Source organism: Arthrobacter sp. zg-Y40 (assembly GCF_020731535.1).
In the GTDB taxonomy this organism is placed as follows: domain Bacteria; phylum Actinomycetota; class Actinomycetes; order Actinomycetales; family Micrococcaceae; genus Arthrobacter_B.
In genome coordinates, this window is sequence record NZ_JAJFZS010000004.1 from 20,841 (window position 1) to 42,814 (window position 21,974).

Here is a 21,974-nt window from a genome sequence, read left to right on the forward strand (position 1 = left end):
GCACCACCCACCAGACCCCGCCGGGAATCGGCTGCGTCCGCCGCCAACCTCCGCGGCAGTCGAAGCGAACCGACCGGTTCGGGGAAACGGTGCGGCCGGCGGGGACGGCAAGGCAGAATCGGAGGATGGACACGAATCCCCTGCCCACGCAGCCGCACGACGCCGCTCCGCCCCGCACTGCGGTCGTCACCGGTGCCGGCTCCGGCATTGGCCGTGCCGCCGCGAGGGCCTTCCTGGCCGACGGTTTCCAGGTGGTGCTGGCGGGCCGCCGCGAAACGGAGCTGCGCGAAACCGCGGACGGATCTCCCCGGGCCCTCGTGGTACCCACCGACGTTACGGTGCCCGACGACGTCGAACGGCTTTTCGCCGCGGCCGTCGGGGCGTTCGGAAGGGTGGACGTGCTGTTCAACAACGCGGGGACCTTCGGCCCCACCGGGAGCATTGACGAACTCAGCCTTGAGGACTGGAACCGGACGCTGGCGGTCAATGTCACCGGCACCATGCTGTGCACCGCCGTGGCGGTGCGGCACATGAAGGCACAGTCCCCGCAGGGCGGCCGGATCATCAACAACGGGTCCATTTCGGCGCACACGCCCCGCCCGCTGTCGGCCGCCTATACGGCCACCAAGCACGCGGTGACCGGGCTGACCAAGTCCATTGACCTGGACGGACGCCCCTTCGGCATCACCTGCGGGCAGATTGACATCGGCAATGCCGCTACGGAACTGCTCAGCGGAATCGGCGGCGGCCAGGGCGCACTGCAGGCCAACGGTACCCGGGCGCAGGAGCCGTGCTTCCCGGCGGAGGAAGCCGCAGCGGCCGTGCTGTTCATGGCCTCTGCCCCGGCGTCGGCGAACGTCCGCTCGCTGGTGCTGACCGCCGCCGGTATGCCGTTCGGCGGCCGCGGCTAAGTCCCCGGCCGCCGGCCCCGGCTGGTTCGGACCCTAGCCCTGCCGGGCCTTCCGGGTCGGCGAGCCGTTCTTGCCGGTCTTAGGCGTCCTCGGCTTCCGTTGCTTCGCTGGTAAAGGCCACTGCTGCCTCACCGGCGGGTGCGGTGCCGTTGGGGTCCAGGGCAGCCAGCACGTCCTCGGGATCCGTGTCGTCGGGCATTGGCTCGGGCTGGCGCCACTCCGCCACATGGTCCGGGTGGGTGTTTCGGGTCAGCCCGGAGGTCTCAGACTTCATTTCGTCGTCGAGCCGGCGCCCGTGAGTGCTGTTGCCGCGTTCCGCCATGATGCGTTCCTTCCGGTGAACCAACAGTAAGTGTACTTACGGTCTAGCACCCGGACGGCGGAGCCTCAACCCGTTACGGGGACGAAATCAGCATTCCACCACATTCACGGCCAAGCCGCCGAGCGCGGTTTCCTTGTATTTCGAGCTCATGTCACGGCCTGTTTCACGCATGGTCACGATGACCTCGTCCAGGGACACGCGGTGGTCGCCGTCGCCCCACAGGGCCATTTTCGCCGCGTTGACGGCCTTGGCGGCGCCAATCGCGTTGCGTTCGATGCAGGGCACCTGCACGAGCCCGCCGATGGGATCGCAGGTGAGGCCCAGGTTGTGTTCCATCGCAATCTCGGCGGCGTTTTCCACCTGTTCCGGGGTGCCGCCCAGAATTTCCGCCAGTCCGGCTGCGGCCATGGACGACGCCGACCCCACCTCACCCTGGCAGCCCACCTCGGCGCCGGAAATGGAGGCCTGCTCCTTGTAGAGCACGCCCACGGCACCGGCTGCCAGCAGGAACCGGACCACAACGTCGTCTTTCTGCTCCTGCGTGGCGTTTTCCATGCCGGGGCCGTAGTGGGTGGCGTAGAACATCACGGCCGGAATGATCCCGGCGGCGCCGTTGGTGGGCGCGGTGACCACCCGGCCGCCGGAAGCGTTTTCCTCATTGACTGCCAGCGCCACCAGGTTCACCCATTCCTGCCAGAACTTCGGATCCCGGTTCGGATCCTCGGCCCGCAGCCGGGTGTGCCAGGCCGGGGCCCTGCGGCGGACCTTCAGTCCGCCGGGCAGCAGCCCCTCGCGCCGGATGGCGGAATTCTTGCATTCCTCCATCACGTCGCGGATGTGCAGCAGGCCGGCGCGGATGTCCGCCTCGGACCGGGCCGCGCGCTCGTTGGCGAGCATCACCTCGCTGATGCTCAACCCGGTGCCGGTGCAGTGCCGCAGCAGTTCGGCCGCGGTGCGGAACGGATAGGGCAGCTCGGATTTGCTGGCCTCCAGTTCCATGGCGTCGGCCCGCTCCTCGCCGTCGCGGACAATAAAGCCGCCGCCTACGGAGAAGAAGGTCGCGTCCCGGAGCACCGCGCCGTCGGCGTCCAGCGCCGCGAACTTCATGCCGTTGGTGTGCCGGGGCAGCACCGTCAACGGGTGCAGCACAATGTCCGCCTCGCCGTATTCCAGCGGGCGGGCGACGGCGCCGGGAACCTGGGCGCACAGCTGAAGCTTCCGGGTGGCCTGGATGTCCGCCAGCCGGTCCTCCACCTGTTCGGGCAGGATCAGTTCCGGAGCGAATCCTTCCAGCCCCAGCAGGACGGCGGTCATGGTGCCGTGGCCGCGGCCGGTCGCCGCGAGGGACCCGTACAGGTCTACGCGGAGGCCGGCCACGGCGGACAGGATGCCGGAGGTAACCAGTTCCTCCGCGAACACGGCAGCGGCACGCATCGGACCCACGGTGTGTGAGCTCGAGGGGCCAATGCCCACGGTGAACAGGTCAAAAACGCCAACAGCCAAGGGGTATTTCCTAACGGTGTGCTGCAGCCGGTGCTGCGGAAAGGTCCGCCAGGCCGGGGTACAGCGGGTGGGACTGCGCGAGGGCCGTAACCCGTTCGCGCAGCGGTGCCAGGTCCTGCTCCGGTCCGGCGACCAGGGCAGAGGCGATGATGTCGGCTACCTCGCGGAACGCGTCCTCGCCGAAACCGCGGGTGGCCAGTGCCGGGGTGCCGATCCGCAGGCCGGAGGTGACCATGGGCGGGCGCGGGTCGAAAGGCACGGCATTGCGGTTCACGGTGATGTCGATCTGGGCCAGCCGGTCTTCGGCCTCCTGCCCGTTGAGCTCGGCGTTGCGCAGGTCTACGAGCACCAGGTGCACGTCGGTTCCGCCCGAGACGACAGAAATCCCCGCGGCGGCGACGTCGTCGGCCAGCAGGCGTTCGGCGAGGATCCGAGCGCCGGCCAGCGTGCGCTCCTGCCGTTCGCGGAACTCAGGGGTGGCGGCGATCTTGAAGGCCGTGGCCTTGCCGGCGATGACGTGTTCCAGCGGGCCGCCCTGCTGGCCGGGGAAGACAGCAGAGTTGATCTTCTTGGCGATGTCGGCGTCGTTGGAGAGGATGATGCCGCCGCGCGGACCGGCGAGGGTCTTGTGCGTGGTGGTAGTGACAACGTGCGCGTGCGGCACCGGGCTCGGGTGCAGGCCCGCGGCCACCAGGCCGGCGAAGTGCGCCATGTCCACCATCAGGTAGGCGCCCACCTCGTCCGCGATGCGGCGGAACTCGGCGAAGTCCAACTGGCGCGCGTAGGCGGACCAGCCGGCCACGATCAGCTTGGGCTGATGCTCCTTGGCCAGTGCTTCCACCTCGGCCATGTCCACGCGGTGGTCCGTCTCCGAGACGTTGTACGGCACCACGTTGTAGAGCCGGCCGGAAAAGTTGATCTTCATGCCGTGGGTCAGGTGCCCGCCGTGCGCCAGGGACAGGCCCAGGATGGTGTCGCCGGGCCGGATCAGGGCGTGCATCACCGAGGCGTTGGCCTGCGCGCCGGAATGCGGCTGCACGTTGGCGAAGTTGGCTCCGAAGAGCTCCTTGGCGCGGTCAATGGCCAGCTGCTCAATGACGTCCACGTATTCGCAGCCGCCGTAGTAGCGGCGTCCCGGGTAACCCTCGGCGTACTTGTTGGTCAGCACCGAGCCCTGCGCCTCCATGACGGCCACCGCGGTGTGGTTCTCGGAGGCGATCATTTCCAGCCCCTGCTGCTGCCGGCGCCGCTCGTTGTCGATCTGCTCGGCTACCTCGGGATCAACGTCCCCGAGGGACGAGTTGAGGAAATCGCTCACAGTTCGCCGCCGTTCTTTTCTGCGTACTCCTCGGCGCTGAGCAGTTCACCCTCGGCCGTGGCGTTGACGGTGAACAGCCAGCCGGCGCCGTACGGGTCCTCATTGAGCAGGGCCGGGTTGTCGATGGCTTCCTGGTTGATCTCCATGATCTCGCCCGAAACGGGAGCGTAGAGGTCCGAGACGGACTTGGTGGACTCAACCTCGCCGCAGGTTTCGCCGGCCGTGACCGTATCGCCGACGGCGGGCAGGTCAACGTAGACCACGTCGCCGAGGGCATCAGCGGCGACGGCGGAGATGCCGACGCGGATGGGGCTGGAGGAGTCGACCCACTCGTGTTCGGCGGAGTAGCGGAGTCCTGCGTTTACTTTGCTCATCTTGGGCCTCTCGGAAGCTGTGTGTCGGTTTCGTTCGTTAGTTCAAAGTCTAGGCGCGGGCGCTGGCGGGGCGGCATTCGCCGCCCCTTAGCGTTGTAGATCCTGCCCTCCTCCTCGCAAGCTCGGAGAGGGAACCCTGGATCTTGCACTGCCTCGCTCGGCGATGCGGGGCTACACGAACGCCGCACCGCCTGCGCGTTCCAGCAGCTCAACAGACGCTTCCACCTGCTTACGTGAGCCGCTGTCTGCACCGTGCCACCGACCGCGCCTCGCGTCGCCGTCACGAGAATCTTTTTGTCTTTAGCGTTACTGCTTGCTGCGCTTGTAGAACGGGAGGGAGACAACCTCGAACTGCTCAGGCTTGCCGCGGAGGTCGACGTCTAGGAGTGTGCCGGGGGCTGAATGGGCGGCGTCGACGTAGGCCAGGGCGACAGGGTAGCCGAGTGTGGGGCTGGGGGCGCCGGACGTGACTTCACCGATAACGTTGCCGTCCTTCAGGACCGGATAGGAGCTGCGGGCCGACCGGCGGCCGGAACCCTTCAGACCCACCAGGGTGCGGGCCGGACCGGCTTCCTTGCGGGCTTCGAGGGCTGCACGGCCCACGAAGTCACCGTCCTTGGAAAGGGCGACCACGGGGCCGAGGCCAGCCGCGTAGGGGTCCGTGTCGAGGGTGAGCTCGTTGCCGTACAGCGGCATACCCGCCTCCAGGCGGAGGGAATCGCGGCAGGCCAGGCCCGCCGGGACCAGACCCGAGTCCGCGCCGGCGGCGAGCAGTGCGTCCCAGAGGGCCGCGGCGTCGTCGTTGGGGACGTAGATCTCAAACCCGTCCTCGCCGGTGTACCCGGTGCGGGCCACCAGCAGGTCCAGGCTGCGCTCCCCCGCGGCAACAGTGACCGTATCGGCAGCGTAGTACTTCATACCTGTGACGGCGTCGCGCTGCCCGGCCGGAACCAGGGCCAGCAGGATGGCCTCGGCGGCCGGTCCCTGCACCGCTACCAGCGAGGTCTCGGCGGACACGTTCTTCACGGTGACGTTGAAGCCTTCGGCGCGGGCCGCCAGCTCGGCGGCCACGGTGTCCGCGTTGCCGGCATTGGGGACCACCAGATAGGCGTCCTCCGCCAGCCGGTAGCTGATCAGGTCGTCAATGATTCCGCCGTCGTTGTTGGTGATCAGCGAGTACTTCGCCCGTCCCGGCTTCACGGCGGAAAGCTTGCCCACCAGGGCGTAGTCCAAGAACGCTCCGGCGTCGGGACCGGTGACCTCCACCTCGCCCATGTGGGAGAGGTCGAACAGGCCGGCGGCGCTGCGCACGGCCTTATGCTCGGCCAGTTCGGAACTGTACTTGAGGGGCATCTGCCAGCCCCCGAAGTCGGTGAAGGAGGCGCCCAGCTGTTTGTGCGCCTCGTAGAGCGCGGTGTATTTCTCAGTCACTGGAGTATCCCCTAGTTCTCGAACTCTTCGATGGGCGGGCAGGAGCAGATCAGGTTCCGGTCCCCGGCGGCACCGTCAATGCGGCCCACCGGCGGGAAGTACTTGTCCGTCCGCAGGCTGCGCAGCGGGAAGGCCGCCTGCTCCCGCGGGTAGGCGCGGTCCCACTCATTGCCGGCCACCACGGTGGCGGTGTGCGGGGCGTTGCGCAGCGGGCTCTGCTCGAGGGTGAAGTCCCCGGCCGCCACCTGGTCGATTTCGGCGCGGATGGCGATCATCGCGTCGATGAACCGGTCCATTTCGCCCAGGTCCTCGGACTCGGTGGGCTCCACCATCAGGGTGCCGGCCACCGGGAAGGACAGGGTGGGGGCGTGGAAGCCGTAGTCCACCAGCCGCTTGGCCACGTCTTCGGCAGTGACGCCGGTCTTCGCAGTCAGTTCGCGCAGGTCCAGGATGCACTCGTGCGCCACCAGTCCGCCCTTGCCGGTGTAGAGCACCGGGAAGTATTCGTTCAGGCGGGCGGCAACATAGTTCGCCGCAAGCAGGGCGTGCTTGGTGGCGCTGGTCAGGCCCTCACCGCCCATGAGGTTCACGTAGGCCCAGGAGATGGGCAGCACGCCGGCGGAGCCGAAGCGCGACGCCGAGACGGGGATGTCCTCGCCGTCGGTCCAGGTGGCGGCGTCGCCGGGCATAAACGGTGCCAGGTGGGCCTTGGCTGCCACGGGTCCGACGCCGGGGCCGCCGCCGCCGTGCGGGATGCAGAACGTCTTGTGCAGGTTCAGGTGGGAGACGTCGCCGCCGAATTCGCCCGGCTGGGCCAGCCCGACCAGGGCGTTGAGGTTGGCGCCGTCAATGTAGACCTGGCCGCCGGCCTCGTGCACGGCCTCGCAGACGTCGCGGACGTCGTCGTCGAACACGCCGTGCGTGGAGGGGTAGGTGATCATGATCGCGGCGAGGTTCTCCCGGTGCGCGTCGATCTTGGCGCGCAGGTCCGCGTGGTCGATGGCGCCGTCGTCGGCGGTGGCAACCACCACCACCTTCATCCCGGCCAGGACGGCGGAGGCAGCGTTGGTGCCGTGGGCCGAGGCCGGGATGAGGCAGACGGTGCGCTGCTCATCATTGCGGGAGTGGTGGTAGCCGCGGATGGCCAGCAGCCCGGCCAGTTCGCCCTGCGAGCCGGCGTTGGGCTGGATGGACACCGTGTCGTAGCCGGTGATGACGGCCAGCTTCTGTTCCAGGTCCGCGATCAGTTCCCGCCAGCCCTCGGTCTGGGAATCCGGGGCGAAGGGATGGATGGAGGCGAACTCGGGCCAGGTCATGGCCTGCATTTCGGCCGTGGCGTTGAGCTTCATGGTGCAGGAGCCCAGCGGGATCATGGTCCGGTCCAGGGCCAGGTCACGGTCCGAAAGGCGGCGCAGGTAGCGCAGCATCTGGGTTTCGGAGCGGTAGGAGGCGAACACCGGGTGCGTCATGAACTCCGAGGTGCGCAGCAGGTCCGCGGGCAGCTCGAAGCCGTCCGCCGAATCCACCGGGGAGGCACCGAACGCGGCGGCCACCTCGGCGATGACGGCCGGCGTCGTGGTCTCATCCGCGGAGATGCCCACGGTGTCGGCGTCGATTGAACGCAGGTTGATGCCCTTCGCTTCGGCGGCGGCAATGATCTGCGCGGCACGGCCGGGAACGCTGGCTGTCACGGTGTCGAAGAAGGACTCATGCAGCAGCTCGACGCCGGCGGCCCGCAGGGCGGTGGCCAGGGACCGGGCGGACTCGTGCGCTCGGCGGGCAATCGCCGTCAGGCCTTCGGGTCCGTGGTAGACGGCGTACATGGAGGCGACAATGGCCAGCAGCGCCTGCGCGGTGCAGATGTTGGACGTGGCCTTCTCCCGGCGGATGTGCTGTTCGCGGGTCTGCAGGGCCAGCCGGTAGGCGGGGGTGCCGGCGGAGTCCTTGGAAACGCCGACCAGACGGCCGGGCAGCGAACGTTCCAGGCCCTTGCGCACGGCCATGTAGGCGGCGTGCGGGCCGCCGAAGAACAGCGGAACGCCGAAGCGCTGCACCGAACCCACGGCGATGTCCGCGCCCTGCTCACCGGGAGGGGTGATCAGGGTCAGGGCCAGCAGATCCGCGGCCACGGTCACCAGGGCGCCGCGTTCCTTGGCTTCGGCAATCAGTGCCGCCTGGTTGCGGACCACACCGGAGGCACCGGGCTGCTGGAGGACGACGCCGGCCAGCTCACCCTCGGGGAGTCCGTTGGCCAGATCGGTAACGATGACGTCGAAGCCGAGCGCCTTGGCCCGGCCCTTCACCACGGCGATGGTCTGCGGGAAGGCTTCGGAGTCCAGCACAATGGCGCCGTTGCTGTGGGCCTTGTTGGACCGGCGCATCAGCAGCACGGCTTCGGCCACGGCGGTGGCTTCATCCAGCAGGGAGGCGTTGGCAATGGGCAGGGCAGTGAGGTCCTGGACCATGGTCTGGAAGTTCAGGAGCGCTTCGAGGCGGCCCTGGGAGATTTCGGGCTGGTACGGGGTGTAGGCGGTGTACCAGGCCGGGTCCTCCACGACGTTGCGCAGGATCACCGGCGGAGTGTGGGTGCCGTAGTAGCCCTGGCCGATCATCTGGACGGCGGTCTTGTTCTTCCCGGCGATCTTCCGCAGGGCGGCGAGGGTTTCCTCTTCGGATTTTGCCGGATCCAGCACCAGCGGGAAGCCCTGCCGGATGGCGGCGGGAACGGCCATGTCTGCCAGCCCGTCCAGGGTGTCATACCCCACGGCCTTGAGCATGGTTTCAACGGCGTCGGCACGGGCACCGATATGCCGGTCCGCAAACGCGGCGGCAAGGGTAGAGGAGGACGGATCTACAGGCATGAGGGGCTCCAGGAAAGGCAGACGGGGGTACGCCAACTAACGAAGGCTCCTCCCCGCTCTGTATTGGACCTGAGAGATTCCGCGGGTGTACTTCCGCTTGCACCGTCGGTGAGTTCCGGCCGTGCCGGAACTGCTTTCCAGAGTTGCCTCGCCCTGGCGGTACAGGGGCCTGAGAGATTCCCGGGGAGGGTTTGCTCCTACGGCGCCCGGCGCGATGCTCATGTGCATCCGGCAGGACTCTCCCGCCACGGCTGATAAAGGCATGTTCATTTGTAGGTGTCACACGCATGTGACACAGCAAACTCTAACCTGCCGCCTGCACCGCCTCAACCCCTCGACACACCCGGGCGCGGGGGAGCAGCCGGCCGCGAATGTGCCCTGTGACCTGCAACGTCACAATCCTCTGATTTGACGGGGCCAGCAAGCGGCTTTCAAACTGAAATGTCGGCGGCAGCGCCAACAGCAAGGTGCTGTCCCCCCCGGGGAGCGGCATAGGCGATAACGGCGGTTAGCTGCCGGCGGGTGCCTATTAGAAGGATTTTGATGTCTGAGCGCATTACCCGCCCACCGAGCGACAGCGCTGTTTCCGCGCCGCAAAACAACTCCCCGCAGCCGCATCTTGCCCGCTCCCTGTCCAGCCGCCACATCCAGCTGCTGGCCATCGGCGGAGCCATTGGCACCGGCCTGTTCATGGGCTCGGGCAAAACCATTTCCGTGGCCGGCCCGTCAGTGATCTTCGTCTACGCGATCATCGGCTTCATGCTGTTCTTCGTGATGCGGGCCATGGGTGAACTGCTGCTCTCGAACCTCAACTACAAGTCCTTCAGCGATTTCTCCGCGGACCTCCTCGGCCCGTGGGCCGGTTTCTTCACCGGCTGGACCTACTGGTTCTGCTGGGTGGTCACCGGCATTGCCGACGTAGTGGCGATTGCCCATTACGTGACCTTCTGGTGGGGCAGCGCCCCACTGTGGATTCCGGCGCTGGCCTGCATCCTGCTGCTGCTGGCCCTGAACCTGCCCTCGGTGAAGGCCTTCGGTGAAACCGAATTCTGGTTCGCGCTGGTCAAGATTGTGGCCATCCTGACCCTGATTGTGGTGGGCCTGGTGATGATCCTTACCGGCTTCACCCACGGCGACGGCGTGACGGCCGGCTTCGGGAACCTCTGGGAGCACGGCGGGTTCTTCCCCACCGGGCCCATGGGCTTTGTTGCCGGCTTCCAGATTGCCGTGTTCGCTTTTGTCGGCATCGAACTGGTGGGCACCGCCGCCGCCGAAACCAAGGATCCCGAAAAGAACCTGCCGCGCGCCGTGAACTCCATTCCGATCCGCATCCTGCTCTTCTACGTAGGCGCCCTGGCCATCCTGATGGCAGTGGTGCCGTGGGACGAGTTCAGCGCCGACGAGAGCCCGTTCGTGGGCATGTTCACCCTCGCCGGGCTCGGCACTGCTGCGGCCGTGGTGAACTTTGTGGTGCTCACTTCCGCGGCTTCGTCGGCGAACTCGGGGATATATTCCACTTCGCGCATGGTTTTCGGTCTGGCGCACGACGGCGACGCCCCCCGGCCGTTCGGCCGGCTGTCCCGGCGCAAGGTCCCGCAGAACGCGCTGTTCTTCTCCTGCACCTTCCTGCTGGCCGGCGTTGTCCTGCTGTACGCAGGCGAGTCGGTGAGCGCGGCCTTCACCCTGGTGACCACCATTTCGGCGCTGTGCTTTATGTTCGTCTGGTCCATCATCCTGGCCAGTTACCTGGTCTACCGGAAGCGCCGCCCGCAGCTGCACGCGGCGTCGAAGTTTCCGATGCCCGGCGGCGTCGTCATGGTTTACGTGGTGTTCGCGTTCTTCGCGTTCCTCCTGTGGGCCCTTACCACCCAGCCGGACACGCTGCAGGCCCTGCTGGTGACCCCCATCTGGTTTGTCCTCCTGGGCATTGTGTACGCGTTCCTGCGCCGCACTCCCGTGCACCAGGCACGGGTGGCAGCGCACCGCGACGCCGTCGCCCGCGAGCGCGCCGGACTGGCCGACGCCGGAACACCGGTCCGCGGCTAATAAACCACTGTCCCCCGGGAGCTGACCGCTGCGCCGCCTCCCGGGGCGCCCGCCTTGGCGCTTGCGTCAATTTCCAGCCCGAAGGTATTCAGCGGCACTTCCAGCGCGGAAACCAGGTGCGGGACTACTTCGTGCTGGATCCGGCCGATTACGCCCTGCACATCGGCATCCGAGTTCACCGTGACCTTCATGGCCAGGTCCGGTTCGTCGGCTGTGCCGCGCAGCCGGACGGTTGAGCCCACCACGCCGGGGAGCTCCGCGGTTTCCCGGTTGGCTGCGGCCGCCAGGATCTGCGGGTCGCACACCGTGATGCCGTGCGTGGGGTCTTCCTGCAGGCGGAACGTTCCCGCCGCCCGGTTCCGCGGAATCTGGGCGAGCAGCCACCACAGGCCCAGCAGCCCCAGCACCACTCCGGCGAGCAGGACACCCCACGGCGCGTACTCCCCGCTGAGGAAACCTTCCCCGTCCGCCAGCAGTGGTTCCGACGGGTCCGCAGCGGCCGTGCCTTTGAGCGCTCCTCCTGCGATCAGTGCGGCCAGGACCCCGGCGGCGAGGAGGATGATCCCCAGGACAATCAGCCAGGTCCGGTTCGCTGGTCCGGCATGTGCTCTCATGGGACTGCCCTTCCTACTCCCTGGTCCGGATGCTGGCGGTAACCTCCGGCACGGGGTCCAGGCCGGTGGCCGCCAGGCGGGAGCGCACCCCGTCCACCACCCAGTGCTCCAGGTCCGAGGTGCCGTGCAGCGCCGTCGTGACGTCCAGGTGGACCCGGCGCGCGGAGGCGGTGGCGGAAGCTGATGCCACCCCGTCAATGTGGTCGCATGTGGAGGCCGCAAGCCGGGCAACTGCCCGGCGGCTCATCACCACGGTTTCGCCGCCCCGGACCGACGGTACTCCGCCGGTGTCCGCCGCTCCCGGCATCCCCGGCATGTTCACCGGCTTGGCCCGCAGCGGCAAGGAGCGGTACTCGCCCGGAATGATGCCGCACAGCAGCAGGATCAGGCCAAGCACGCCCAGGATGACGGCGGCGGTCCATCCCTGGGTGCTGTCCCAGCTGGTCTCCCGAAGCCAGCGCAGGGGTTCAGTGACGAACACCGGCCAGCTTCCGTTGACGAGCCGGAGCACCGCGGCCCACACCAGGGCCACTCCGAGGGCCAGCAGCAGGACAGCGGTGATCGTTGCCGGTACGGACCGGCTGGGCCGGCGGCGCATGGACACCGGCGGATGGATTCTGGCACTCATTGCAGCTTCCTCCGGCGGGGTTCGGATTGCGGCGGACGGAGCCAGGCCACCGTGATGTCCACCTGCCGCACCTGCACCCCGGTCAGGGCCGTGACCCGTTCGGTGATCCGCCGCCGCAACTGTTCCGTGGCTTGGCGCAGCGGCACCGGATAAGGCAGTCCCACCGTCACTTTAAGGCTGGCGATATTGCCGGCCAGCTGGACGCTGGCATCCGGCCGGGCGGAAAGGTCCGCCCGTGCGCCTATGCCCAGGAAGCCTCCGCTGCTGCCGCCGGCGAAGGTTTCGTCCCGGGCCACCTGGCTGGCGGTTTTTTCGAGCACCCGCCGGGCCAGGACGGTTTCCCCGCGGTCATTGATGTCCCGGGCCGGCCGCAGCGGCACCTGCGCCGAGGGCATACTCATCGGCTTGACGCTCTACCGAGCATTCCCTGGACGTCCACCTTCCCGTCCGCCACCAGCCCCACCATCAGTCCAATCAAGCCGAACAGGAGCGTGATGAGGAACGGCACCCAACCACCGAAGGCCAGCACGATTCCCAGCACCAGCCCGATTACCAGACACCACCGCGTTGCAGACATGGAGTCCTCCTTTTGGTTGTTGTTTACTCAAGGCTCTTGGACGGCTTGGCATCCTGGCTGTCGTCGTCCTCGTCCTGGTTGTCCCCGGGCAGGTGCACGTCGGTGACGTTGACATTCACTTCGAGGACCTCCAGCCCGGTGGCGTTTTCCACGGACCGGATGACGTTGCGCCGAATGCCCTGGCTGACCTCCACTACGGAGTAGCCGTACTCCACCACAATGCTGACGTCCACCGCCGCCTGCCGCTCACCCTTTTCCACCGAGACGCCGTTGCTGACATTTGTCTGCGAACCCGGTATCCGTTCCGTCATGGAACTGAAGGCCCGGCGCGCCGCATTGCCCATGGCATACACCCCGGGCACCTCGCGGGTGGCCATGCCGGCGAGCTTCTGCACCACGGTTTCCTCAATGGTGGTGTCGCCCCGGGGTGTCTGCAGCGGCCCCGACCTGCGCTGGGCGTCTGGGGGCGCCGGCGCTTCCGGGGTGCTCAGTGTGCCCTGCCCCTGCGCTCCCTGCCCCGGTGCTCCCTGCATCCCTTGTGCGCTTTCGACGCTCTGCGCGCCCCGCGGACTCGGCGCTGACGGCGTGGGGGTCTTTGACGGATCTGCCATGGAAATCATCTCCTGCGTATCAACGCGGACTCACCGCGCACGTCCCTTACAGAATTAATGACGTGCGCGGGCCGGATTCGTCACGGCGAAAGCCAAAGTTTGGCTATCTTTCCCGCCGCCCGGGACGGTGTTGTTCCGCCCGGGTCCGCCCTCTGGGAAAATCGGGGCATGGTCCGGTCGCTGCCGGACGGAACAGGGACACCATGGCAGGATCCGAGCTGCCGCAGGCGGCACATAACCATTCTCCCCGCGGCCGTGCCGGGACCGCACTTTCCCTCCCGGACGAGGCTGCGTTGGTGGCGCAGGCCCGGAGCGGCGACCTCCCAGCCTTCGAATATCTGGTGGCCCTCTATCAGGGGCGGCTGTTCCGGCTCGCCTACCGGATGCTGCGGGACCGCGGCGACGCCGAGGACGTAGTCCAGGACACCCTCACGGCCGGCTGGCGGATGCTGCCCACGCTGGACCGGGGCGAGGCGTTCGGCGGCTGGGTTTACCGCACCGCCACCAACCGCTGCCTGGACGTACTCCGCCACCGCACCGCGCATCCGCAGGACCTGCCCGGAACCGAGCACCTGGCAGCGGCACTGGATGCGGGGGCAACCCGGCGCGGAGCCGATCCGCACCACAGTGCCGAGGTTTCCGCAGAACTTGAAACCCTGCGGCGCGCACTGTCCCTGCTGCCGGCGGACCAGCGGGCCTGCTGGCTGCTGCGCGAGGTCCACGGCCAGAGTTATGCGGAGATCGGTGCCGCCCTGCGGATCAGCCCGCCGGCGGTGCGCGGGCGGCTGGCCCGGGCACGGGAACACCTCACGGCCGCGATGACCCAGTGGCGGTGACGGCACCCTTGAACTTCCATTTACCAGACAATAATATCCACGATACGGAAGAAGTAACCGGGATCACCCGCCTGTTTTCCCGCTGGTTTCCGCCACTCCCCCCTCCGCCGGGGCACCGTTCACAGGAGAACCATCATGGCCGTTGAAGTAACCGACTCCTCCCCCGCGGAGGGAGCGGAGCACATCCTGACTCCCGAAGCACTGGAATTCATTGAAGAACTCCACCGCCGCTTCCGCAGCACCCGCGACGAGCGCCTGGCCGCCCGCGCTGTCCGCCGCCGGGAGGTCTCGGCCAGCGGAACGCTGGATTTCCTTTCCGAAACCGCTGATATCCGCAGCGGTGACTGGAAGGTCGCCGAGGCGCCGGCCGCGCTGCAGGACCGCCGGGTGGAAATGACGGGTCCGGCGTCCCCCGCCAAGATGGCTATCAACGCCCTGAATTCGGGGGCCAAGGTATGGCTTGCCGACCTTGAGGACGCCTGCACGCCCACGTGGCACAACGTGGTGGATTCCCAAGTGAACCTTTACCGTGCAGCCCGCGGCGACCTTTCCTACACTTCACCGGACGGCAAGGAATACTCACTGCGCACGGACGTTCCGCTCGCCGTCGTCGTGATGCGCCCGCGCGGCTGGCACCTGCCGGAAAAACACCTGCTGATCGACGGCGAACCTGCCGTGGGTGCGCTGGTGGACTTCGGCCTGCAGTTCTTCGCCAACGCGAAACAGCTGCTGGAAAACGGCCAGGGACCGTACTACTACCTGCCCAAGATGGAGAGCCACCTCGAAGCCCGCCTCTGGAACGATGTCTTCAGCTTTGCCGAGGAGTACGTGGACGTGCCGCAGGGGTCGGTCCGCGCCACCGTGCTGATCGAGACCATTCCGGCGGCCTTTGAAATGGAGGAAATCCTCTACGAACTGCGGGAGCACGCCTCGGGCCTGAACGCCGGGCGGTGGGACTACCTGTTCAGCATGATCAAGGTCTTCCGCGACGCCGGGAAGTCCTTCCTCCTGCCGGACCGCGCGGACGTGACCATGACGGCACCGTTTATGCGGGCATACACCGAGCTGCTGGTGAAGACCTGCCACCGCCGGGGTGCCTTCGCCATGGGCGGCATGGCTGCCTTCATCCCCAACCGGCGGGAACCCGAAACCACGGCAGCTGCGCTGGAAAAGGTGAAGGCGGACAAGACCCGGGAGGCCGGTGACGGTTTTGACGGTTCCTGGGTGGCCCACCCGGATCTGGTGGCCACCTGCATGGAGGTCTTCGACGGCGTGCTGGGCGACAAGCCGAACCAAGTGGACCGGCTGCGCGAAGACGTGTCGGTTACCGCCTCGGACCTGCTCGATGTCAGCACCGCCGGCGGGTCGATCACCGAGGCCGGGCTGCGCTCCAACCTGTACGTGGCCGTCAACTATGTGGCCATCTGGCTTTCAGGCAACGGCGCCGTGGCCATCCGCAATTTGATGGAGGACGCCGCCACCGCCGAGATTTCCCGTTCCCAGGTCTGGCAGCAGGTCCGGAACCACGTAGTCCTGGAGGACACCGGCGAGACCGTGACCGAGGACCTGGTCAGCCGGCTCTTGGCGGAGGAGACCGAGCGGCTCCGCGGCGAGGTGTCAGAGGAGATGTACACCGGGTATTTCGAGCCGGCCAGCAAACTGATCGGCTCGATCAGCCTGTCAGCGGATTACCCCGATTTCCTTACCCTTCCCGCCTACGAGTTGATCGACTAGGCGCGGGACCGCAGGTACCCGCCGGACCACCGAGTGATGGCATTGTAGGCCTGCGCCCGGACCACCGGGGCAGAGAGGAACACGTCATGCATGGCGTTGGCTATCCGCACCACGCTGACCGAGGGGCCCAGCGATAGCGCCCGGTGGGCCACCACATTCACATCCAGGGCAACGTCGGATCGTTCGGCATCTTCAGACCAGCGCGGGTGCAGGTAGCTCTTGTCCGAGAGGAGCACCAGCACGGGCACGTTCAGCCGCAGCCCGGTGGCTACGGTGGCCTGAGCGGAAAACACCGCATTGAGGAACGCCACGGTCACCGGAAAGCCCCGGACCGGCCGCCATTGTGTGTTGTAGTTCCATTCGCCGCTAAAAGCCGCGGACACCGTCCGGCTGTAGATGCCCGGATCCACCGGAGGCAGCGGCATCCGCGGCCGGCGCTGTGCCTGCATGCTGACCAGCGGGGAGATCATGCGGCGGGCCAGTTCCGTTGCCTGGAACTCCAGCCAGGGACTGTTCAGGATCAGTGCCGCGGCCCGTCCCGGGTGACGGTAGGCCCACGTGGACAAGGTGAGGCCACCGGTGGAATGGCCCAGCAGGAGCAGGGGCCGGGCGTCCGCTGCACCCTGGCCCATGGCGTCCAGCGCCGCTTCCAGGTCCGCGTCGTAGTCGCTGAGGCTTTGCACATACCCCGGTTCCTGCCCGGGGCGCAGGCTACGGCCGTAGTTGTGCAGGTCCAGGGCGAAGAACCGGGCCCCCTGCGCAGCCCAATAGCGCGCGAGCTCGGTCTGGAAAAAGTAATCGGACCAGCCGTGCACGTACAGGACATCCAAGCCTTCGCTGCCGGCATCCACGCCGGAAAGCATCAGTTCCGGAACCTGCCGGACACCGGCGGGGAGTACCTCGTTTCCCGGGGCCGGCGTGTAGCGGACCAGGGTCGCAACGTTGCCGCCGGGAAGGTCCAGGGTGAGCTGCTCGAAGCCCTCTCCGAGGATGTCCGGCTCCCAGCCGCGCAGCGGCGGCCTAGCCACGGGATTCCGGGGCTGCCGGGTCCTGGAACAGGATCACCTGGCGGATGGCTTTTCCGTCCGCCAGGGTGTCCATGGCGGCATTGATGTCATCCAGGGCGATGGTCGAGGAAACCAGTTCCTCCACCGGCAGCTTCCCCTCCCGCCACAGCTGGGCGTAAACGGGGATGTCCCGGGCCGGAACCGCGGAGCCAAGGTAGCTGCCGATGATGGTGCGGGCCTCCGCAGTGAGGGTCAGCGGCAGAATTTCGGCAGTTTGATCAGGAGCAGGCAGCCCCACCGTCACGGTGGTCCCGCCGGCAGCGGTGATCCGAACGGCAGTTTCAAACGCACGGGGGTGCCCAGCGGCCTCGATGACCAGGGCTGGGCGGATCCCGGCCTCGAGCGCTTCCTGCGGAGTGTAGACGGCGTCCGCCCCCAGTTCCCTTGCCCGGGCCAGTTTCTCCGGCAGGGAGTCGATGCCGATCACGCTGCGGACCTCCAGGGAAAGTGCGGTCAGCAGGGCTGCCATGCCGACGCCGCCAAGTCCCACCACGGCGACGTCGTCGTCCTTGCCCGGGCGGGCAGGGTTCAGCACCGCGCCGCCGCCGGTAAGCACGGCGCAGCCCAGCAGGGCCGCCACCTGCGGGGGGATGTCATCCTCCACCGGAACCACGGATTTACGGTTGACCACCGCGTGGCTGGCGAAGCCGGAGACCCCCAAGTGGTGGCGCACCTCCTCCCCGTCTTCGCCGTGCAGGCGCATGCCGCCGTCGAGCAAGGTGCCGGCGTTGTTGGCCGCCGAACCCGCAAGGCACGGCATTTTGCCGTCCGTGCGGCAACCGGCACATTCGCCGCAGCGCGGCAGGAAGGCCATCACCACGCGTTGGCCCACGGCCAGGTCTTCCACCCCCTCCCCCAGCTCCTCCACCCTGCCGGCGGCCTCATGGCCCAACAGCATGGGCAGCGGCCGGACCCGGCTGCCGTTCACCACGGACAGGTCCGAGTGGCACAGGCTGGCAGCTTCTATGCGCACGAGGATCTCTCCCGGGCCCGGAGCGTCGAGCATCAGGTCACGGACGGCCACCGGCCGGGACCGGGCGTAGGGGCGCGGGGCGCCAATGGTTTCCAGGACTGCGCCGCGGATGGACCTGCTGCCGTTGATAGCCATGAACTCTCCCTTGAAATCCCTGCCCTGCGGCCGCCGTGTTTCCGCCCGGCCGGTGCTGCGGCGCCCGTTCCTCCCGCCATTTGATCATGTCCAGGCGGATCCCACACGGCTTGGGTGGCTGCCGGGGGCAGATTCGTTTGGCAAGATTAGGGCCATGAGCCAGAGTTCCCGAACCGTACCGGCGCTGCCGGACAAAGACATCCGTGCCCTGAAGCGGGCCCTCGCCGCCGGCGACGTAACGGTCTTCGTGGACGGCACGGCACTGCGCCTGCCGGACACCGCCCGCGACGCCGTACTGGACCTGCTCTCGCGCCTTGCGGACGGGTCCCCCGTTACCCTGTCCACCGCGGCCCCCGCTCCGGCGGACGCCGGCCAGGACGCACCCCTGCCGGCCGGACCCATGCCTCTGCTGACTACCTCGCAGGCCGCTGCTGCTGCCGGAATATCGCACACCTACTTGCGGAACCTGACCGACGCAGGCATCATCCCGGTGGAGTACCGCGGTTCGCACCGCCGGATCCGGATGGAGGACGTGCAGTCCTGGCTGGAGTCCCAGCAGGCCGCGAAGGCCGCTAAGGAAGCCCGCCCGCAGGGCAACGCCGGCTGACCCGGACAAGCGCCGGGAAACCGGTCCTGCAGCGGTCTGCCGGCACGCCGGATCGGCATCTATGCTGGGGCTGTGTCGGCGGACACCTCGCCGGCTGACCCTACTGACGGAGCAATACTGTGATCATCGGTATCCCCAAGGAAATCAAGAACAATGAATTCCGCGTAGCAATTACTGCCTCCGGCGTGCATGAACTGCGCACCCACGGCCATGAGGTGCTGGTACAGAGCGGTGCCGGCACCGGTTCCAATATCACTGATGCGGAATACACCGCGGCCGGGGCGCAGATCCTGGACTCAGCCGACGACGTCTGGTCCCAGTCCGCCATGGTCCTGAAGGTCAAGGAACCCATCGCCTCCGAGTACCGGCATTTCCGGCCGGGCCTGATCCTCTTCACCTACCTCCACCTGGCCGCCGAGCCAAAGCTGACCGCGGCACTCTTGGAAAGCGGTGTAACCGCCATTGCCTATGAAACCGTGCAGCGCGGACGCACCCTGCCCTTGCTTGCCCCCATGTCCGAAGTTGCCGGCCGGCTTTCGGTACAGGTGGGCGCCCAGTCCATGATGGCTCCGGCCGGCGGTCCGGGCCTGTTGCTCGGCGGGGTGCCGGGCGTGCGGCCCGCCAAAGTGGTGGTGCTCGGTGCCGGCGTGGCCGGCACCAACGCCGCTGCAGCCGCCGTCGGAGGCCATGCCGATGTCACGGTGCTGGACATCAACATTGACCGGCTCCGGGAGCTGGATGCGCTGTACGCCGGCCGGATCAAGACCGTAGCCTCCAACGCATTCGAAATTGAACGCGCAGTGGTGGACGCGGATCTGGTGATCGGCTCGGTCCTGGTTCCCGGGGCCAAGGCGCCCAAGCTCGTCACCAACGCCATGGTGGCGCGGATGAAACCGGGCAGCGTCCTCGTGGACATCGCCGTGGACCAGGGCGGCTGCTTCGAAGACAGCCACCCCACCACCCATGAGGATCCCACGTTCCGGGTGCACGGCTCGCTGTTCTACTGCGTTGCCAACATGCCGGGCGCGGTGCCCAACACCTCCACTTACGCGCTGACCAATGTGACCCTGCCGTATGCGGTGGCGCTGGCCAACCTCGGTGTTGCCGCTGCCTCCCAGAAATATCCGGACCTCGCGCACGGCCTGAACATCGCCGGCGGCAAGGTGACGCATTCCTCCGTCTCGGCAGCGCACGGCCTGGAACTTGCCGCCGACTGGCCGGAACTGGTCGCGTCCTAACCCCGCTCGGTACCCGGGTCCGCAGCCGTTCGCGCGGACCCGGGTACCGGCCATATTGGCGGGCTGTGCCCCGCTAGCGGACGGGGGCCGGGTGCTTCTCGACCGGACCGTGCAGCACCGGCTTGCCCAGCCTGGAAATAACGACGGCGCCCAGGGCCATGGGGAGCACAAACAGGAAGTAGAGGTCCCCGGCGCTCCAGCCGCCGTCGATCAGGGCGCCGGCAAGAATGGGCGAAATGATGGCCCCAAGCCGGCCCATGCCGATCACCAGGCCCAGCGCCGTGCCCCGGACCTCGCTGGTGTAGTAGGTGGGGCTAATGGCAAGCATCCCGGCAATCGGCGCGTTGGAGCCGAAGCCCACCAGCGCGGCGGCGAAGAGGGCCCAGCCCACTGATCCGGTGGTTGAATTCGCGAAGACCACAAAGGTTGCCGCTCCGGCCACAAAGAACACCGCCAGGACCTTGCGCATCGGGAAACGCGCACCGAACAGGCCCAGCGTTATGCCGCCGGCAATGGCGCCGACGCTGAAGAGGACACCGGCGTTGATCCCGTCCCGGGCAGTGAACCCGCTGGCCGTGATCAGCTTGGGTGTCCAGGAGTTCGCGAAGTAGAAACTGGCCATCAGGATGAAATAGGCCAGGGACAGCAGGATGGTGCGCCGTGTGTTGTAACCGGTGAGGACGTCGGCAAACCGAGAGGTCTTCCGCCGCACCGGTACGGCGTCCGGAAGGGCATCCACTGGCGGCTGCCCTATTGAGCGCAGGCTGCGGTTGAGCTGCGCCAGTGCGTCCGCCGGGCGCCTGGCCAGCAGGAAATCCACCGATTCCGGGAACACCTTCATCACCAGGGGAATCATCAGGAAGGTTGCAACCGCTCCGAGCAGGAACGCGGACCGCCAACCATACTGGCTGATCAGCACGCCGCTGGCCAGCCCGCCCAGCACCCCGCCAATGGGCTGGCCGATGGTGACAATGGACAGGGCGGTGGAGCGCCGCTTTGCGTTGGAGAACTCCGAGGCAAAAACGCCGATGGTCGCCTGCAGTGTGCCAATGGCCAAGCCGGTGAGCAGGCGAAGAACCAGCAGCACCGCATAGTTCGGGGCAAAGAAGGACGCCAACATCCCCAGTCCGACAATGCACACACCGACCAGCATGGTGCGCTGCCGGCCGAAGATGTCGGCAACCGTGGAGACGAAGATGGAGCCCACCGCCATCCCCACCAGTGCTGCGCTGAGCAGGTAGCCCAGCTGCGCGCCGTTCAGCCCCCATTCTTCTTCCACATGGCTTGCACTGAAGGCCATCACCAGGACGTCGAAACCGTCGATCATGTACAAGGCTGTACAGATGGCAATGATGGCCACCTGCCGCCGACTCATCGGGGCTTCTTCGATCCGGTCCTTGATGTGCATCGTACAAAGCTATCTGAGGTGCTCATCACACCGGTATTCGGGTCCCCGGGTGACTGTACGGTGACGGGCGGTTCCGGCTCCGCCAAGCCGTCCGCCGCCATAATCCCGCTTGTCAGCGCCGGATAGTCCACCGTAAGCTGTCCTCTGGTCAAGACGTGGCCGAGGCCTGTTTCTGCACAGCCGCACCCTCTTTTAGACCCCAAGGAACAAGTGCCGTTTCGACACGTCAACCCCGACCAGTCCGGGAACTCCGAGCAGTCCGGGAACTCCGAGCAGTCCGATTCCAGTCACGGCCCTGATTCCGTTTCCGCATCCCACACCGCTCCGGTCACCCCGGGCTATTTCCCCCGGCTTCTGTCCGCTGCTGCCCATGTCACCCATGTAGCCTCCGACGGCGCCTTGGAACGCTTTGGCCTGAACCGAAACTCTTTCACCCTGCTCACCCTCCTGGCCGCAGCTGCAACGGGTGACGCCGTAAAGGACACCGCGCTGGCTGCAGGTACCAGGCAGCCGCTGCCGGCCGTCCGGCGGGAGTTGTCTTCCCTTGTTTCGTCCGGATATGCGGAACAGCAGGGCTGTGTGCCGGAGGACCCGGAGACGGCTGCCGGGACCGGCCCGGCTGTCTTGTCCTGGGCCGTCACCGAAGCCGGCCGCGAGGCCATCAAGTGCGCACAGCTGGCCGAGGCGGAGGTAACCCTGGACGCAGAGGACAGCCAGGAACTGCGCCGGGCGCTGCGGTCCCTGATCGCCTCCCTCGGTTTGGAGCATCCGGACCACTAG

General features: G+C 67.3%; 21 protein-coding genes and 1 riboswitch. Of the genes, 7 read left to right on the top strand and 14 right to left on the bottom strand.

Features of this window, described 5'->3' with window-relative positions:
• Positions 1–125 precede the first annotated feature (125 nt).
• A complete protein-coding gene (locus tag LJ754_RS05010; RefSeq protein ID WP_227925803.1) occupies positions 126–911 on the top strand; it encodes an SDR family oxidoreductase in 786 nt (261 codons plus the stop codon).
• Positions 912–990: 79 nt separating this feature from the next.
• Here LJ754_RS05010 and LJ754_RS05015 read toward each other — a convergent pair whose 3' ends face one another.
• The 6 genes from LJ754_RS05015 to gcvP form a co-directional block, all read right to left on the bottom strand.
• On the bottom strand, positions 991–1,233 hold the full coding sequence (locus tag LJ754_RS05015) for a hypothetical protein (protein ID WP_227925804.1): 243 nt from the start codon (positions 1,231–1,233) through the stop codon (positions 991–993).
• Positions 1,234–1,320: 87 nt separating this feature from the next.
• Entirely contained in the window at positions 1,321–2,736 is a 1,416-nt protein-coding gene (locus tag LJ754_RS05020) for an L-serine ammonia-lyase (RefSeq protein ID WP_227925805.1), read from the bottom strand.
• Between the two features lie 10 nt (positions 2,737–2,746).
• On the bottom strand, positions 2,747–4,054 hold the full coding sequence (gene glyA, locus LJ754_RS05025; RefSeq protein WP_227912091.1) for a serine hydroxymethyltransferase: 1,308 nt from the start codon (positions 4,052–4,054) through the stop codon (positions 2,747–2,749).
• Entirely contained in the window at positions 4,051–4,428 is a 378-nt protein-coding gene (gene gcvH, locus LJ754_RS05030) for a glycine cleavage system protein GcvH (protein ID WP_227925806.1), read from the bottom strand. The genes glyA and gcvH overlap by 4 nt, the downstream gene beginning before the upstream one ends.
• 306 nt (positions 4,429–4,734) lie before the next feature.
• Positions 4,735–5,859 (bottom strand): glycine cleavage system aminomethyltransferase GcvT, encoded by a 1,125-nt coding sequence (gcvT, locus tag LJ754_RS05035; RefSeq protein WP_227925807.1) that lies wholly within the window; start codon positions 5,857–5,859, stop codon positions 4,735–4,737.
• 11 nt (positions 5,860–5,870) lie between these two features.
• Positions 5,871–8,720, bottom strand: coding sequence for an aminomethyl-transferring glycine dehydrogenase (gene gcvP / locus LJ754_RS05040; protein ID WP_227925808.1), 2,850 nt, complete (start codon positions 8,718–8,720; stop codon positions 5,871–5,873).
• A 147-nt stretch (positions 8,721–8,867) separates the two neighbouring features.
• Positions 8,868–8,975: riboswitch (glycine riboswitch) on the bottom strand.
• Between the two features lie 288 nt (positions 8,976–9,263).
• On the opposite strand from gcvP, the gene cycA reads away from it, so the two are divergent.
• Positions 9,264–10,766: a D-serine/D-alanine/glycine transporter gene (cycA, locus tag LJ754_RS05045; protein WP_227925809.1), complete on the top strand. Its 1,503-nt coding sequence runs from the start codon at positions 9,264–9,266 to the stop codon at positions 10,764–10,766.
• On the opposite strand, the gene LJ754_RS05050 is transcribed toward cycA, so the two are convergent.
• From LJ754_RS05050 to LJ754_RS05070, 5 genes are read right to left on the bottom strand one after another with little or no spacing between them, the layout of a single operon-like run.
• Positions 10,763–11,380 carry an alkaline shock response membrane anchor protein AmaP gene (locus LJ754_RS05050; protein ID WP_227912100.1) on the bottom strand — a complete coding sequence of 206 codons (618 nt, stop codon included), beginning with the start codon at positions 11,378–11,380 and terminating at the stop codon, positions 10,763–10,765. The two genes, cycA and LJ754_RS05050, sit on opposite strands and share 4 nt — an antisense overlap.
• Before the next feature lie 13 nt (positions 11,381–11,393).
• A complete protein-coding gene (locus LJ754_RS05055) occupies positions 11,394–12,008 on the bottom strand; it encodes a DUF6286 domain-containing protein (protein WP_227912103.1) in 615 nt (204 codons plus the stop codon).
• Positions 12,005–12,409 carry an Asp23/Gls24 family envelope stress response protein gene (locus tag LJ754_RS05060; protein WP_227925810.1) on the bottom strand — a complete coding sequence of 135 codons (405 nt, stop codon included), beginning with the start codon at positions 12,407–12,409 and terminating at the stop codon, positions 12,005–12,007. Before LJ754_RS05060 ends, LJ754_RS05055 begins: the two co-directional genes overlap by 4 nt.
• Positions 12,406–12,585, bottom strand: coding sequence for a hypothetical protein (locus tag LJ754_RS05065; RefSeq protein ID WP_227925811.1), 180 nt, complete (start codon positions 12,583–12,585; stop codon positions 12,406–12,408). The genes LJ754_RS05060 and LJ754_RS05065 overlap by 4 nt, the downstream gene beginning before the upstream one ends.
• A 23-nt stretch (positions 12,586–12,608) precedes the next feature.
• The gene (locus LJ754_RS05070) at positions 12,609–13,196 is read right to left on the bottom strand and encodes an Asp23/Gls24 family envelope stress response protein (RefSeq protein WP_227925812.1); all 588 of its coding nucleotides are present in this window, start codon (positions 13,194–13,196) and stop codon (positions 12,609–12,611) included.
• Between the two features lie 203 nt (positions 13,197–13,399).
• Between LJ754_RS05070 and LJ754_RS05075 the strand changes: the two genes are divergently transcribed.
• Entirely contained in the window at positions 13,400–14,032 is a 633-nt protein-coding gene (locus tag LJ754_RS05075) for an RNA polymerase sigma factor (RefSeq protein WP_227912109.1), read from the top strand.
• Positions 14,033–14,167: 135 nt separating this feature from the next.
• Entirely contained in the window at positions 14,168–15,766 is a 1,599-nt protein-coding gene (gene aceB, locus LJ754_RS05080) for a malate synthase A (protein ID WP_227925813.1), read from the top strand.
• Here the strand turns inward: aceB and LJ754_RS05085 are convergent.
• Together LJ754_RS05085 and LJ754_RS05090 are read right to left on the bottom strand one after the other, a co-directional pair.
• A complete protein-coding gene (locus LJ754_RS05085; RefSeq protein ID WP_227925814.1) occupies positions 15,763–16,794 on the bottom strand; it encodes an alpha/beta hydrolase in 1,032 nt (343 codons plus the stop codon). The genes aceB and LJ754_RS05085 overlap by 4 nt on opposite strands.
• Positions 16,787–17,941 carry an alcohol dehydrogenase catalytic domain-containing protein gene (locus LJ754_RS05090; RefSeq protein WP_227925815.1) on the bottom strand — a complete coding sequence of 385 codons (1,155 nt, stop codon included), beginning with the start codon at positions 17,939–17,941 and terminating at the stop codon, positions 16,787–16,789. The genes LJ754_RS05085 and LJ754_RS05090 overlap by 8 nt, the downstream gene beginning before the upstream one ends.
• A 154-nt stretch (positions 17,942–18,095) precedes the next feature.
• Here LJ754_RS05090 and LJ754_RS05095 point away from each other — a divergent pair, with 154 nt between their 5' ends.
• Together LJ754_RS05095 and ald are read left to right on the top strand one after the other, a co-directional pair.
• The gene (locus LJ754_RS05095) at positions 18,096–18,548 is read left to right on the top strand and encodes a helix-turn-helix domain-containing protein (protein WP_227912116.1); all 453 of its coding nucleotides are present in this window, start codon (positions 18,096–18,098) and stop codon (positions 18,546–18,548) included.
• Between the two features lie 119 nt (positions 18,549–18,667).
• Complete coding sequence (gene ald, locus LJ754_RS05100) at positions 18,668–19,786, top strand: alanine dehydrogenase (RefSeq protein WP_227925816.1); 1,119 nt, start codon at positions 18,668–18,670, stop codon at positions 19,784–19,786.
• Between the two features lie 73 nt (positions 19,787–19,859).
• Here the strand turns inward: ald and LJ754_RS05105 are convergent, their stop codons facing one another.
• A complete protein-coding gene (locus LJ754_RS05105; RefSeq protein WP_227912122.1) occupies positions 19,860–21,194 on the bottom strand; it encodes an MFS transporter in 1,335 nt (444 codons plus the stop codon).
• Positions 21,195–21,404: 210 nt separating this feature from the next.
• Here LJ754_RS05105 and LJ754_RS05110 point away from each other — a divergent pair, with 210 nt between their 5' ends.
• Positions 21,405–21,974, top strand: coding sequence for a hypothetical protein (locus LJ754_RS05110; protein WP_227925817.1), 570 nt, complete (start codon positions 21,405–21,407; stop codon positions 21,972–21,974).

Excerpts from the sequence above, each read along its gene's own strand:
- LJ754_RS05010 (WP_227925803.1), top strand. The coding sequence starts at position 126 with ATGGACACGAATCCCCTGCCCACGCAGCCGCACGACGCCGCTCCGCCC.
- LJ754_RS05015 (WP_227925804.1), bottom strand. The coding sequence starts at position 1,233 with ATGGCGGAACGCGGCAACAGCACTCACGGGCGCCGGCTCGACGACGAA.
- gcvH (WP_227925806.1), bottom strand. The coding sequence starts at position 4,428 with ATGAGCAAAGTAAACGCAGGACTCCGCTACTCCGCCGAACACGAGTGG.
- gcvP (WP_227925808.1), bottom strand. The coding sequence starts at position 8,720 with ATGCCTGTAGATCCGTCCTCCTCTACCCTTGCCGCCGCGTTTGCGGAC.
- cycA (WP_227925809.1), top strand. The coding sequence starts at position 9,264 with ATGTCTGAGCGCATTACCCGCCCACCGAGCGACAGCGCTGTTTCCGCG.
- LJ754_RS05050 (WP_227912100.1), bottom strand. The coding sequence starts at position 11,380 with ATGAGAGCACATGCCGGACCAGCGAACCGGACCTGGCTGATTGTCCTG.
- LJ754_RS05055 (WP_227912103.1), bottom strand. The coding sequence starts at position 12,008 with ATGAGTGCCAGAATCCATCCGCCGGTGTCCATGCGCCGCCGGCCCAGC.
- LJ754_RS05060 (WP_227925810.1), bottom strand. The coding sequence starts at position 12,409 with ATGAGTATGCCCTCGGCGCAGGTGCCGCTGCGGCCGGCCCGGGACATC.
- LJ754_RS05065 (WP_227925811.1), bottom strand. The coding sequence starts at position 12,585 with ATGTCTGCAACGCGGTGGTGTCTGGTAATCGGGCTGGTGCTGGGAATC.
- LJ754_RS05070 (WP_227925812.1), bottom strand. The coding sequence starts at position 13,196 with ATGGCAGATCCGTCAAAGACCCCCACGCCGTCAGCGCCGAGTCCGCGG.
- LJ754_RS05075 (WP_227912109.1), top strand. The coding sequence starts at position 13,400 with ATGGCAGGATCCGAGCTGCCGCAGGCGGCACATAACCATTCTCCCCGC.
- aceB (WP_227925813.1), top strand. The coding sequence starts at position 14,168 with ATGGCCGTTGAAGTAACCGACTCCTCCCCCGCGGAGGGAGCGGAGCAC.
- LJ754_RS05090 (WP_227925815.1), bottom strand. The coding sequence starts at position 17,941 with ATGGCTATCAACGGCAGCAGGTCCATCCGCGGCGCAGTCCTGGAAACC.
- LJ754_RS05095 (WP_227912116.1), top strand. The coding sequence starts at position 18,096 with ATGAGCCAGAGTTCCCGAACCGTACCGGCGCTGCCGGACAAAGACATC.
- LJ754_RS05105 (WP_227912122.1), bottom strand. The coding sequence starts at position 21,194 with ATGCACATCAAGGACCGGATCGAAGAAGCCCCGATGAGTCGGCGGCAG.